This is a genomic window from uncultured Fretibacterium sp., from assembly GCF_938030725.1.
In the GTDB taxonomy this organism is placed as follows: Bacteria; Synergistota; Synergistia; order Synergistales; family Aminobacteriaceae; genus Fretibacterium.
Genome location: NZ_CALHIQ010000117.1, coordinates 1 through 13,696 on the forward strand (window position 1 = coordinate 1; position 13,696 = coordinate 13,696).

At 64.2% G+C, this 13,696-nt stretch carries 12 protein-coding genes; 4 read left to right on the top strand and 8 right to left on the bottom strand.

Features of this window, described 5'->3' with window-relative positions:
- From Q0629_RS06780 to Q0629_RS06820, 8 genes are all read right to left on the bottom strand, one after another.
- A partial coding sequence (locus tag Q0629_RS06780; protein ID WP_298780554.1) for a hypothetical protein occupies window positions 1–199 on the bottom strand: 199 nt, incomplete at its 3' end.
- Between the two features lie 171 nt (window positions 200–370).
- The gene (locus Q0629_RS06785) at window positions 371–1,093 is read right to left on the bottom strand and encodes a lysozyme inhibitor LprI family protein (protein ID WP_298780556.1); all 723 of its coding nucleotides are present in this window, start codon (window positions 1,091–1,093) and stop codon (window positions 371–373) included.
- 65 nt (window positions 1,094–1,158) lie between these two features.
- Window positions 1,159–1,617, bottom strand: a complete 459-nt coding sequence (locus Q0629_RS06790; RefSeq protein ID WP_298780559.1) for a hypothetical protein — start codon at window positions 1,615–1,617, stop codon at window positions 1,159–1,161.
- A gap of 69 nt (window positions 1,618–1,686) precedes the next feature.
- A complete protein-coding gene (locus tag Q0629_RS06795; RefSeq protein WP_298780561.1) occupies window positions 1,687–2,412 on the bottom strand; it encodes an ABC transporter ATP-binding protein in 726 nt (241 codons plus the stop codon).
- A 1-nt stretch (window position 2,413) separates the two neighbouring features.
- Window positions 2,414–4,315, bottom strand: a complete 1,902-nt coding sequence (locus Q0629_RS10185) for a branched-chain amino acid ABC transporter ATP-binding protein/permease (RefSeq protein ID WP_366123185.1) — start codon at window positions 4,313–4,315, stop codon at window positions 2,414–2,416.
- Window positions 4,312–5,208 (bottom strand): branched-chain amino acid ABC transporter permease, encoded by an 897-nt coding sequence (locus Q0629_RS06810; RefSeq protein WP_298780563.1) that lies wholly within the window; start codon window positions 5,206–5,208, stop codon window positions 4,312–4,314. Before Q0629_RS06810 ends, Q0629_RS10185 begins: the two co-directional genes overlap by 4 nt.
- A 112-nt stretch (window positions 5,209–5,320) precedes the next feature.
- A complete protein-coding gene (locus Q0629_RS06815; RefSeq protein WP_298780566.1) occupies window positions 5,321–6,463 on the bottom strand; it encodes an ABC transporter substrate-binding protein in 1,143 nt (380 codons plus the stop codon).
- 286 nt (window positions 6,464–6,749) lie between these two features.
- Window positions 6,750–7,346, bottom strand: a complete 597-nt coding sequence (locus Q0629_RS06820; protein WP_298780568.1) for a hypothetical protein — start codon at window positions 7,344–7,346, stop codon at window positions 6,750–6,752.
- Between the two features lie 512 nt (window positions 7,347–7,858).
- Between Q0629_RS06820 and Q0629_RS06825 the strand changes: the two genes are divergently transcribed.
- From Q0629_RS06825 to Q0629_RS06840, 4 genes are all read left to right on the top strand, one after another.
- Window positions 7,859–9,220 (top strand): TolC family outer membrane protein, encoded by a 1,362-nt coding sequence (locus Q0629_RS06825; RefSeq protein WP_298780581.1) that lies wholly within the window; start codon window positions 7,859–7,861, stop codon window positions 9,218–9,220.
- Window positions 9,221–9,222: 2 nt separating this feature from the next.
- Window positions 9,223–11,424: a type I secretion system permease/ATPase gene (locus Q0629_RS06830; protein ID WP_298780570.1), complete on the top strand. Its 2,202-nt coding sequence runs from the start codon at window positions 9,223–9,225 to the stop codon at window positions 11,422–11,424.
- Window positions 11,417–12,838 (top strand): HlyD family type I secretion periplasmic adaptor subunit, encoded by a 1,422-nt coding sequence (locus Q0629_RS06835; protein ID WP_298780573.1) that lies wholly within the window; start codon window positions 11,417–11,419, stop codon window positions 12,836–12,838. The genes Q0629_RS06830 and Q0629_RS06835 overlap by 8 nt, the downstream gene beginning before the upstream one ends.
- A gap of 214 nt (window positions 12,839–13,052) precedes the next feature.
- Window positions 13,053–13,696: hypothetical protein (locus Q0629_RS06840; protein ID WP_298780576.1), on the top strand; the 644-nt coding region annotated here is incomplete at its 3' end.

Here is a 13,696-nt window from a genome sequence, read left to right on the forward strand (position 1 = left end):
GTAACGCTCGGACCTCCTCAATGCAGGGCGTTTCTCCAGATGCACTGCGTCGGGACACGCCCCCGTATCGCGTTCCGGCCCTCCCGCAGCACCGGCGCGCCGGGCCGATGCCCGACGGTCCCCCGGCGTTGCGCCGTCGGACCGTCCCGCAGGTGAACGCCTGCCGGTTTGTCGAAAGGAGGAGCCAGGGGGACTTCATGCTTCAAGCTCATGCCTCACAGCACTTTTCCATATAAGTATACCATGACCGCCGGGCGCGGCGCCCCAGGTCCGCATATAGGGAGCATTATAAAAACAAGGAGGAACCCGCTCCTCAGCGAGTTCCTCCTGCCATTCCGGACGGTTCGGGGACCAAAGAGGCCGGAGCGCGCTACGGCTTCGGCAGCCGCTGACGGACGTAGGTCCCATCAAGCGTCACGTCCACGTCCGGGGCGATATCCGGGGACACCACCACCTGCACGCTGTCGCCCTTAAAGGTGAAGGTCGCGCTTCCCTGCCCATCGTACTCTCCGTCGGCCTTGAGCACTCCCTTCCGCACCGTGCCCCCACCGGACCAGTAGCGGTATTCGACGTCCTTCGGCCCCAGGACCAGGTTAGCCTCCATACCGACTTTGACCTCTCCGGCCTCCTTGTCGGTCCACCGGACGGAGAGCCAGCTCGTTTCCCGGTCATCCTCGCGCCGGACGTAATAGCCCTGGGGGCCGTCGGGGCGATCCTGAAGGAAGATTCGCTCCGCGAGGTCCGGCAGCGCATCTGTACGCATTCCGGTCACCGCCGTATAGGCTTCGAGGGCCGTGTAGCCGTCGTCCGTCATATAGCGCCTGGCCTCCGCGTCGCGCCCCTTCCTCACCCACTCCTCCTGTTCCGCCTTCAGAGCCTTTATCCCCGCCTTCGAGAGGCCCCCCTCCTTCAGGAGCCTGGACCATTCTTCGTTCAGAGCTCTGTCGGCCTTGGCGAAGTCCGGGTCCTTCATCATCTCGCGATACTCCGCATCGCTCAGCCCCGCGGCCGGCCCCGCCAGCGCGCCGAGACAGAGCGCCCCACAGGCGGCAAACGCCGCCAACAGGCCAAAAAGACGTGAGGGTCGTACCATGTCCGTCGTTCCTCCTTAATAAGCCAATCGTCCGGGGGGCAGTCCCCCCGCCGGATGCCTGCAGGCTAAAACTCCGTCATCAACAGGGAGCCGTCCTCGCCGCTCTGGTCCAGGACGAAGCGCCGCGTCACGCCCTCCCCGTCCACGTAGGAGATCCCGTTGTTGGGTATGGTACCGAAAAACATCATGCGGACCAGGAGCGGGCGCCCCGGCAGCAACTCCTTCTGCCCGTACCGTTCCTCGACGTCGAAGCTCACCTTCCCCTCCTCGCTTATCTCCGTGAAGGTGAGCCTAAGCACCTTGAGGTCCCGCACCGCCCTCTCCGCCGACAGGAGGACCTTCGCCTGAGGTTCCCCCTCAAAGGCGGTGCACTCGTCGTATTCCGTGACGCCGGCCAGCGCGTCCTCCGCCCACTCCGCCCGCACCTCCGGCGCGGCGGCGGCCGGCGCCGCCAGCGTCAGGACCGCCAGAGCCGCCAGCACGAGGACGAACCCACCCGCAAACTTCTCAACCATGCTCCTCATGTTACGTACCTCCGTTCCGTTTCCGTCGCGGCGCCCATTTCCGCCGCCTCAATAGAAGCTTAAAAAACGCTATCCGCCGAGGTAGGCGCTCCGGACGCGCGCGTCGTTCAAGAGCTCCTCTCCCGTTCCGGAGAGGGCCACGGCGCCCACCTCCAGGACGTAGGCCCTGTGCGCGATCTTCAGCGCGGCCCAGGCGTTCTGCTCCACCAACAGGATGGTCCGGCCCTGCGCGTTGATGGCGCGGATGATGTTGAACACCTCCTCCACCAGGATAGGGGCCAGGCCCAGCGACGGCTCGTCCAGCATCAGGAGGTTCGGTCGGCTCATCAGGGCGCGGCCCACGGAAAGCATCTGCTGCTCGCCGCCGGAGAGCGTTCCGCCCTTCTGCCTCCGCCGCTCCCTGAGGCGCGGAAAGAGCGTGAAGACGTGCTCCAGGTCCTCCTCAACGCCTGCGGCGTCGTTCCGCGTCCAGGCCCCCAGCCGCAGGTTCTCCTCCGCCGTCAGGTGGGGCAGGATGCGGCGACCCTCCGGGCTCAGGGCGATGCCCATCTTCACGCGGTCCTCCGTGGGCCTGTCCTGCAGGGGGACCGTCTTTCCATCGGGGGTCCGGAGGTCCATGCGCGCCGCGCGGGACGGCGTCAACCCCATGATGGAGCGGATGACGCTGCTCTTGCCCGCGCCGTTCGCGCCGATGAGCGTCACGACCTGTCCCTCCTCGATGGAGAGGGACACGTCGCGCACCGCGTGGATTGCGCCATAGTGCACGTTCAGCTTTTCTAACTCAAGCAGGCTCATCTCAGGCCCCCTCCTTCTGCGCCGCGCCCGCGCCGAGGTAGGCCTCGATGACTCCGGGGTCGCGCCGGATTTCCTCCGGCGTGCCGCGGGCGATGAGCCTGCCCTGGTCCAGCACGTGGATCGTGTCGCACACGTTCATGACCACCTTCATGTCGTGCTCGATGAGCAGGATCGTGAGGTGGAACTCGTCCCGCAGGCGGCGAATGAACTGCATCAGCTCCGAGGACTCCTGGGGGTTCATCCCCGCCGCCGGCTCGTCCAGCAGCAGGAGGCGGGGGGCCGTCCCCAGCGCGCGGGCGATCTCAAGCCGCCGCTGCGCGCCGTAGGGCAGGGCCGACGCCCGCTCGTTCGCGTAGGACGCCAGGCCAAGCCGATGCAGCAGCTCCTGCGCGCACTGGCGCACGCCCGTCTCCTCGCGGATCACGTCCGTAAAGACGAAGGGCAGGAGCGACATCCACCAGTAGGTCCTTCGCCGCACCCAGGCCCCCACCATGACGTTCTGCAGCGCCGTCTCGTTCGCAAAGAGGCGGATGTTCTGGAACGTCCGGGAGATGCCCTCGCGGCAGACCTCGTGAGGGGGCCGACCCGTGATGTCCCGCCCCATGAAGCGGACCGATCCGGACGCCGGCCTGTAGAAGCCGCTGATAGCGTTGAAGGCGGAGGTCTTGCCCGCGCCGTTCGGCCCGATGAGCCCCGCGATGGCTCCCTCCTCCACGTCCAGGGAGAGGCCGTCCACTGCCGTCAGCCCTCCGAAGCGCAGGGTGAGGTCCCGCACCTCCAGCAGGGGGCCGCCCTTCGGCAGGGGCGCGGGGGCCCGGTAGGTCAGGGCAAAGCTCCCGCCGCCCCCCTCCGCTTCCTTCCGGCGCCTCCGGGGGAAGAACCAGCTCCAACTGAACTCGCGCATCCCCAGGATCCCCTCGCGACGGAAGATGATGACCGCAATGAGCAGGACCGAGAAGATCACCATGCGCATTCCGGGGATGCCGGGGATGCGCAGCGAGCCGATGACGATGGGGTTCTCGACGAAGCGAAGCCACTCCAGCATCACGGTGACGAGCGCCGCGCCCACGATGGAGCCCGTGACGGCCCCCAGCCCGCCGATGACGACGATCATCAGGATGCTGTAGGTCTGCGTGATCATGAACATGCGCGGGTCGATGGTCGTGATGAGGTTCCCCATCAGCGCGCCGCCCAGGCCGGCGCCGAAACAGCCCAGCGTGAAGGCCAGCACCCTCATTCGGAACGTGTTGATGCCCATCATGCGCGCGGCCGCGTCGTCGTCGCGCACGGCCCGCATGGCGCCTCCCGTGCCGCTGTTCAGCATGGAAACGGTGCAGACCAGCACCGCCGCCAGGCAGCCCCAGCTCATCCAGAGCGTCGTGTGGGGCGGGATGCCCTTCAGGCCCAGGGAGCCGTTCGTCAGCGGCGTGAGGTTCGTGATGAGGATACGGATGATCTCGGCAAAGCCCAGCGTGGCGATGCCCAGGTAGTCGCCGCCGAGGGACAGGACCGGCAGGGCCACCAGCCAGCCGAAGAAGGCCGCCGCGAGCCCCGCGGCGAGGATGGAGATCAGGAAGGGGGCGTTCACGTTCAGGAGCCACGGGAGGATGGGGTCCAGGATCCACATGGCCTGCTTCTGGGCCGCGGGCAGGACCAGGATGGCGGAGACGTAGGCGCCGATGGCCATGAAGCCAGCGTGTCCCAGGGAGAACATGCCCGTGACGCCGTAGACGAGGTTCAGGCTCAGGCCCAGGATTCCGTTGACGGCGACGAGGTTCAGGATGCGGACCCAGTAGCCGTTCAGGAAGGAAGGGGCCTCGTTCAGGAACCAGGCGAACAGACAGGCGGCAATGATGGTGAGGCACCTGCTGCAAATATTCCGGTTGATGTCCCCTCGTGTCATATCTTGTCCTCCATTTTCTCGCCCAGGAGCCCCGTGGGGCGGAACAGCAGGATGAGGATCAGGATCAGGAAGGCGAAGGCGTCCTTGTAGCCCGAAACCACCGGGAAGAAGGCCACGAACATGATCTCCACGAACCCCAGGAGGAGGCCGCCGATCATGGCGCCCGGCACGGAGCCGATGCCGCCCAGCACCGCGGCGATGAAGGCCTTGATGCCCGGCGTCATGCCCATGAAGGGCTCCACCCGCGGATAGCGCAGCGCCCACAGGATGCCCGCCACGGCCGCGAGGGCGGAGCCGATGCCGAACGCCAGGGCGATGATGCGATTTACCGAAACGCCCATCATGCGCGTCGCCTCGATGTCGAAGGAGATGGCGCGCATGGCGAGGCCCGGCTTCGTCCGGTAGATAACCCACACGAGGAGGGCGACCAGCAGGAAGGAGATGGCGGGGACGACCAGCCCCAGCGGGATGAGGCGCACGCCGCCGCCCACCAGGATGGGCTTCATCAGGAGCGGGGGCTGCACCACGGGGCGCGGCATTCCGGTGAAGACGACGACGGCGAAGTTCTCGATGAAGAAGGAAACGCCGATGGCGCTGATGAGCGCGGAGATGCGCGGCGCGCGGCGCAGCGGACGGTAGGCGATGCGGTCCACCAAAAGCCCGCAGGCCGTCGTGCCGGCGACGGCGACGGCGACGCCCAGGATCCACGGGAGCCTGTAGACGATGGTCGCAAAGTACACGAAATAGGCCCCCAGCATGAAGATGTCACCGTGGGCGAAGTTGATGAGGCGCAGGATGCCGTAGACCATCGTGTAGCCCACCGCGATCAGCCCGTAGAGCGAGCCCAGGCTCAGGGCGTTGACGAAATGCTGGACGAAGATGTTGAGAGTCAAGCCATTACCTCCCTGCATCCGAAAAATTCAAAAAAGGGGGAAGGGCCTGAGCAAGGCCCCTCCCCCGTCCTGTCGCTCTCAAGCGAAGGGCGTGCCGAAGCGCTACGGGGAACTAAATCTCCGGCTTCACCAGTCCGAGGAAGGTCTTCTTTCCGTTCCGAATCTCGACGATCCCCATCTCCTTCTCCGCGTCGTGGGTGGCGTTGATCGTGGTCATCCCCGTGACGGTCGGCAGGTCCTTCGTCCCCTCCAGGGCGTCGCGGATCTTCTCCGGCTCGGCGCTCCCCGCGCGCGTGATGGCGTCCGCCAGCATGACGTAGCAGTCGTAGCCCAGGGCGCAGTTCACGTTCGGGGCCTTGTCCGGGTGCTCCTTGTTCCACTCCGCGGTGAACTGGGCTGCCACGGGGTTCATGTTCTCCATCGAGGGGTCATAGGCGAAGGTGGTGTGCAGGAAGCCCTCCACCGCGTCGCCGCCCAGCGTGACGATCTCCGGGTTGTCCATGGCGTCCGCGCCGATGAAGCGGAACTCCGCCCCCAGCTCCCGCGCCTGCTTCAGGACGATGGCGCCCTCCGCGAAATAGGCGGGGAGGAAGACGATGTCCGGCTTCTTGCTGATCAGCTCCGTCAGCTGCGCCGTGAAGTCCTGGTCGCCGGACTGGTACTTCAGCTCCGCCACGATCTCGCCGCCCATCTTCTCGTAGGCCTGCTTGAAGAAGGCGCCGAGGCCGACGCTGTAGTCGTTGGTGACGTCCACCAGCGTCGCCGCCCTCTTGAAGTCGAGGTTCTTGAAGGCGTAGGTCGCGGCGCCGGCGCCCTGGAACGGGTCGATGAAGCAGGCGCGGAAGTAGTACCGCTTGCCCTGGGTCACCAGCGGGTTGGTGCAGGAGGTGCCGATCACGGGGACCCCCGCCTTCTCCGCCACCTCACCGCCCGCCATGGCCAGCGAGGAGCCATAGGTGCCAATGATGGCGTTGACCTTGTCGTTCTCGATGAGGCGCGTGACGGCGTTGGCCGCCTCCACCTTGTCGGACTTGTTGTCCACCACGATGAGCTCAACCTTCTTGCCGAGGATCTCAGGGTTCAGCTTATGGGCCAGCTGCGTGCCCTCAAGCTCCAGTTGCCCGCCAAAGGCGTTCTGCCCCGTCAGACAGTTGAAGACCCCGATCCGGATGACGTCGTCCGCTCCCATGGACGCGCCGGCGATCGTCAGCGCCAGGGCCGACGCCAGCAGGAGAGCCGTGAAAAACTTACGCATCACACCATCACTCCTTCCCGATTTTCCCCGTGGCCGGTCGCCCCGGGGCAAAAAATTTCCGACTGTTATGAACATGGGTCTGCCCCTTTCGGGGAGCCATGCGGTTGACCGTTTAACTCAGCCAATGTTTGCATTATTTAAAATGTTATTTTACCCCATCCGCTCCCGATACGCAACGGGGGCGTTCTGCGGCTTCAGGCAGCGGCGCCCCCGTTTTGAGGCTAGTCGTCTCTTTCCGACCGCCAAGGGTAAGCGTGTGGAGCGGCTGGCTTCCTCGCCGGTCCCGTCAGTCGTTCCACTCGGTTTCCAGGGAGAGGATGGCCCAGGTGTCCTTCCCGTTCCACTTGTACGGCTTGGCCACGGCCTGGAACTTCGCGGGGCGCTCCTTTTTGTTCTCCACGTTGTAGAGCTCGCCGCTCATGTTGACGACCTTCCCCTCGCGGGAGGCCTGCTGTACGTCGGCATAGTACACCGTTTCGCCCTCTGCCTTCTCGAAGTGGTAGAGCTTTCCGTCGAAGTGGCAGCGCGGGTCGGAGTCCGTCACGCTCTGGTTCTTCAGGTCCAGGTCGAAGTACTTCTTCACGGACTCGACGACGAACTTCCCCTCGATCGTCAGGGTCCCATGGGGACACTCCTTGTCCTTGCAGAGCTTGATGCGGCTCTTGTAGTTGTTGATGTAGTTATGCCGGATGCCGAAGCGGATCAGGTCCGAAACGTCGAGGTCCAGGTCGAAGTCGTAGAGACCCACCTCCGTGAAGTTGCTGATGAAGACGCTCATCCTACGCATCTCATCCTTGCCGAACTGCGCCGCCGACGCCCCGCAGGCCAACGTCAGCGCCAGCAGCGCAGCGAGGACCACAGAAGCCTTCAACCGTTTTTTCATAGTTTGATCCCTCCATAAAAATTTTCTTTCACGACGCTACCTTGGGGCTCCCCGGCTGTGACGGCAGTGATCTCCACCACAGCTCAACCCAAAGTTCTTTTATTATAATAGCTATTTGAGGGCCAGTACACCCCTCGCTGAGCGATCGACGTGGTGTTTTCGCTAGATTGTCAATCCAAGAGGTTAAGCCAGCTCTGACCTTGCACCCGCTGGGTGCAGCAGAAAACGTGAAAAAACCGTCTTGGTCACATCCACATCTTAAAAACCTTGCCCGTGGATTTTTGGTCTAAAAACCCATTGACTCAGAGTCTTAAGATTGATAGTCTTTAAAGATGCTCTTTAAAATAATACGTGTTGAGGCTCCTTATTTTTGATTGAATCATTACTGATAAAACGAATAAGGGTTCAAAAAGCGTTTGCGTGATGGTTGATTTGGATTGTTTGTGCTTTGCTGAAGCACTTTTAAGAGTTTTTGGGACCACTTTTTTAAGGAGGCAACAATTTTGAAAGCTATGTCCAAGATCATGAGAATCCTGGCGATTCTATCCGTTTTTGTCGCACTTCCCGCCTTCGGCAGGACCATGAAGGAGAGCATCCAGCAGGCGGTCCTCTCCCATCCGGACGTCCAGGGCGCATGGCATGCCTTCCGCGCCTCGGAGGAGGAGCAGGAGGCCGCACGGGGCGGCTACCGTCCCAGGATCGACCTCTCCGCCTCGGTGGGCTGGGAGAACCTCGGCGGTTCGGGATACGACGGCCGGGACCAACACAACTACTTCCGCGAGGGCGCCTACCTCACGCTCAGCCAGATGCTCTACGACGGCGGTCTGACGCGGAGCCAGGTCAAGAAGTTCGGCTACGCCAAGAACGCCAAGTACTACGATCTGCGGGCCTCGATGGAGAAGATCGCCCTGCTGGCCTTCCGCAGCCATGACGACGTCAACCGCTACCGGGAGATGATCCGTCTGGCAAAACAGAACCTCAAGCGTCACGAGGAGATCATGAAGCTGGTTCAATCCCGCTTCCGCGCGGGGCTTGAGAGCTCCGCCAACATGGAGGTCGTCAAGGGGCGTGTGGCCCTGGCCCGCGTCAACCTGATCACCGAGGAGGGCAACCTTCACGACGCGTCCACCCAATACCTCCGTACCGTTGGCGAGATGCCCGATGAGGAGATGGAGTGGGGCGGGATCGATCTGAAGCGTCCCGATTCTCCGGAGGAGGCGCTGCGCCTCGGCATGCTTTCGAGTCCTCGCCAGAATGGCGTGGCCCAGAGCGTGCAGTCCACCCGCCTCGCCCTCGAGGAACAGAAGGCCAAGCTGTCTCCCCGAGTTGAACTCCGCGGCGGCCTGAACCTGGAGAACGACACCGACGGAACAAAAGGCCGCAAGGACAAGTCGATGATCGAGCTCGTCATCCGCTACAACCTCTACAACGGAGGCACGGACGAGGCCACGATCCGCCGGTTCGTGGAGCTTTACAAGCAGTCCGAGGAGATATTGAAGGAGACGGAGCGCGAGGTCACCCAGGCTCTTCTGGTCGCCTACAACGACATCGACACTTTCCACAAGCAGTTGGAGCATCTGGATCAGCACCAGAAGTCCGCCGAGGCCATGGAGGCCGCCTACCGGAAGCAGTTCGAGGTGGGGCGCCGCAGCCTTCTCGACCTCCTGGATGCGCAGAACGAGTCCTTCCAGGCCAAGCGAGCCTACATCAACGCCCTCTTCAGCTACGAGGGGGCCAAAGCCAGTTACCTTCATGAAGTGGGGGGGCTCGTCGCGGCCTACCAGATCGTGCGCAAGGATGTTCCCAGCCTGGAGGAAGTCGGCATCCAAAAGGCCGACACAAAGGCGGGCAAAAAGTCCGCGGCTAAAAAATAACCATGTCCCCTCTTGAGGCCTCGCAGGGAAACGAGGGGCAATTCGACCCCGGACAGGGCACGGAAAGAGGCGGTCCGCTGACGTTTTGTCTGCTCAAAATCGCTTCGATGCACGGCCTGTCGGTCTCCGTCGACAGGCTGCTCTCGGGCCTTCCTCTGGAGAACGATTGGCTTGTCCCTTCTTGCGTAGATCGCGCAGCGGCCCGCGCCGGAATGACCAGCCGCGTCGTCCGTGCTCCGCTGCAAAGGCTCAATACGGCTTTGGCCCCTTTGATCCTCGTCCTTGAGGGCAATGGGGCTTGTTTGTTGCTCTCCGCCGACCTCAAGGGGGGGACGGCACAGGTCCTCTTCCCCGAACTCGATCAGGGGGAGGCCACCGTCCCTCTCAAGGAGCTGGAGGCGCGCTACTCGGGATACGCCTTCTACGTCAAACCGGTCTTTCGTTTCGACGAGCGCGCCCCGTCCTACCACGGAGATAAGGGCAGCAACTGGTTTTGGAGCTCCATCTCCGAGAACCGCGCCATCTACCGGGACGTCATCGCAGCCTCGGCCATCTCCAACGTCTTCGCCCTGGCGATGCCGCTCTTCACGATGAACGTCTACAACAGGATCGTCCCGAACCGGGCTATGGACTCCCTGTGGGTCACCGCCATCGGGGTCCTGATCATGATCGCGGCGGACTACCTGCTGAACGCAACCCGGAGCCGTCTCGTGGACAACGCGGCGGCGAGGACGAACGCCCGGCTCTCTGCCCTGCTGATGGAGCAGATCCTGGCGTTGAAGGCGGCGGACCGGCCTCCCTCGGTGGGGTCCTTCGCCAACGTCATCCAGGGGTTCGAGTCGGTGCGCAACTTCATCTCCTCGGCCACCCTGTTCGCCTACGTCGATCTGCCCTTTTCCCTCTTCTTCCTGGCGGTCATCGCGATCATCGCCTGGCCCCTCGCGATCCCGCTGGCGGTCGGCTCGCTGCTGATCCTGCTTCACGCCGCCCTGATCCAGGGGACCATGAGGGATCTCGCGGAGACGACGAACCGGGCAAGCGCCTTGAAGAATGCCACGCTCATCGAGAGCCTGGTGGGGATGGAGACCGTGAAGTCCCAGGGAGCCGAGTCGCACGTCCAGATGCGCTGGGAGCGTGCGGTCTCGTTCCTAGAGCTGACCAACACCCGCCTCCGGCTGCTGTCGGGCTCCGTCATCAACGGAATCCAGTGGGTGCAGCAGTCGGTATCCGTGATCACCATGGTGGTGGGGGTCTATCTGGTCGTGAGCAACAACCTGAGCATGGGCGCCCTCATCGCGGTCTCCATGCTTTCGTCCCGCTGCATCGCGCCCGTCGGCAAGGCGGCGGGGCTGATGATGCAGTACCACTCCGCCTCCCGATCCCTGGCCGCCCTCGACGACATCATGCGCAAGGAGACGGAGCGTCCGGCCGAGGCGGCTTTTCTCAGCCGTCCGAGGCTCGCGGGCGACCTGGAGCTTCAGGGGGTGACCTTCACCTACCCGGGACAGGAGCGGCCCGCACTCTCCGGGGTCTCCTTCCGCATTGCGCGGGGGGAGCGGGTGGCGCTGGTCGGACGGGTGGGGTCCGGAAAGAGCACGGTCGGCAAGCTGATCCTGGGGCTTCATCGTCCGCAGGAGGGGACCGTACTCCTGGACGGGGCAGACATCCGCTCCATCGACCCCGCGGAGATCCGGCGCAACGTGGCCTCCGTCCCCCAGGACGTCATCCTCTTCTTCGGAACGTTAAAGGAGAACCTGCTGTTCGGCAACCCTCCGCGCACCGACGTCGAGATCCTCAGGGCCGCGGAGGCTGCGGGGGTCGACCGCTTCGCCAACCTGCACCCTCGCGGGTTCGACATGCAGGTCGGGGAGCGCGGGGAATGCCTTTCCTCCGGCCAGCGCCAGACGATCGCCGTCGCCAGGGCACTGCTGAAGCATGCGCCCATCCTGCTTCTGGACGAGCCGACGGCCTCCATGGACAACGCGACCGAAGACCACGTGCGGAGCCGTCTCTCCTCTTTCGTAGACGGGCGAACCCTGCTTTTGGTCACGCACCGAACGGCTCTCCTGGACCTGGTGGATCGAATCATCGTCCTGGACGAGGGAAGGGTGGCCGCAGACGGCCCCAAGGAGCAGATTTTGAGCGCACTCTACCGCTCCAAGGCAAAGCCTGCGAAGATCGAGGGGGGGGTCGCGAGTGCTTGAGCCCATGGACAAAAAAGGATTTGAGCGCGTCGGGGACCTGGTGGAGGGGATGGAGCGCTACAGCAGGAAGGCCACAGGGGGGCTTGCGGCCCGCCTCGCCGCTCCCGGTGCGGTCCGCACCTCCGACAACTGGACCGTCGACAGCGCCTGGGCCTTCGAGGAACAAAACCCCGCGAAGGGCCGCGGGATCATCTACGCCATCGCCGTAACCCTGATAGCCCTCCTGGTCTGGGCGGGCATAGCCCCCATCGACGAGGTCGTGAGCGGCACCGGCAAGGCCGTGGCGCCTTCGGGGACCCAGCCCGTGCAGTCCGTGGACGGCGGGGTGGTCGAGGCCATCCTGGTGAAGGAGGCCGAGCGGGTGGAGAAGGGCACGGTTCTGCTGCGCCTGGACCCCGTGCGGGTGGACTCGATGCTCGGCCAGCAGCAGGTCAAGCTGCTGACCCTTCGGGTCAGGGCGGCCCGTCTGGAGGCACTGAGCTCAGGGACCCCGTTTGTGGTCTCCGAGGACCTGCTCCAGGCCATCCCCGATATCGTGGCCAGCGAGCGCAAGCTCTACGAGACGAGCCTTCAGGAGATCGCCTCCCGGATGAGCGTCATCCGGGACCAGAACCGGCAGCGTCAGCAGGAGCTGGCGGACGCCAGCGCACGGTATTCCCACGCCAACCAATCCTACAGCCTGGCGGAGCAGGAGCTGGAGATAACGCGACCCCTTCTGGAGAGCGGTGCCGTCCCCAAGCTGGAGGTCATGCGGCTGGAGAAGGCCGCGGCCCAGGCCCGGGCCGACCGGAGCCAGGCGAGCGCCCAGATCTCGCGCATCAAGGCCTCCATCCAGGAGGGAGAGGGGCAGCTCAAGGAGCTGGAGTTCCGTTCCCAGGCGCAGTGGAGGAACCAGCTCAGCGAAACGCTGGGCGAGATGGAGGGGCTGGCCGAGGGCAACCGCGCCCTGTCGGACCGCATCGTCCACTCCGAGGTCCGGTCCCCCATAGCGGGTACGGTGAAGCGGCTGGCCGTCAACTCGACGGGGGCCGTCATCATGCCGGGCGGATTGGTGGCGGAGATCGTCCCGGACGAACAGACGCTGTTCGTCGAGGCGCAGCTCTCCCCAAAGGACCGGGCGTTCATCCGGCCCGGGCAGGAGGCGGTGGTGAAGTTCACGGCCTACGAGTACGCCGTCTACGGGGGCATCGACGGGACGATCGACTCGATAACACCGGACACGATCACGGACGAGAGGGGCAACACCTACTATCGGGGCCGCGTACGGATTGGCAAGAGCGACTTCGGCAAGGACCTTCCCATCCTCCCGGGCATGGTCGCCCAGGTGGACATCAAGACGGGCAAGAGGACGATCCTGAGCTATCTGCTCCGGCCGCTCCTTCGTGCGAAATCCAGTGCTCTCAGAGAGAGGTAACGGACGATTTTTGGGATGATAAAAATCGCCTCTCCAGGGCCTGTTCCCGGAGGGGCTGGTTCTTTATAGAAACGCCGCTCCGCCGGAGGGGCTGGGCATCGACGGCAAACGCAAAACGAGAGAGCGCAGGAGATGTGCACGCCGCCAAGGTGGATGCAAAGCTGGAAATTCTGGGGCTGTCGCCCCGTTTTCAAAAAATTTTAGGAGGTATTCCATGGCACAGACGATGTTGGCAGTGAAAGTACTGCGAGTGGAGGGGGTGGCGTTCGTCCGCCGGCCGAACGGTTCTCCTGTCCCCATCAAGGAGGGGGACGTGCTTCACCAGGGCGACGTTTTGGTCACCCAGGCGGGAAGCGTCTACTTCGAAGGCCCCGACGGCGACGTCTTCGGAATCCCGCCGCACCATTCGTTCGCGCTGACGCCCCAGAACCTGGCGCCGCGCCCATCGGACGGGGCACCGGAGGACGTTCCGGACGCTTTGGCGGCGTCCGGCGAGGAAAGTGCCGACGGGGTCGAGTCCAACCTGGGCGGCTTCGGGGCCTTCCAGGCCTACCGAAAGGATTACCTGCAGGACACGCGCTTCTTCGACCAGGGAAATCTGGGCCTCGACGTCAACGAGGTCTTCAAGTTCTCCAGCCGCCACACGGCGAACCCCCGCATCGCCTACACGTTCGACCTGGACCGCGTCAAGTTCCCGCTGTACGGGGTGGAGATCGACTACCCCCAGGCCGGGCGTCCGGACAGCTATCTGCCGAACCATCCCCGTGACCAGTTCACCGACGTCCCTCCGGTGACGCCGAGGCCTGAGCCTACCCCGCAGCCTGAGCCCACCCCTCAGCCTCAGCCCACCCCTCAGCC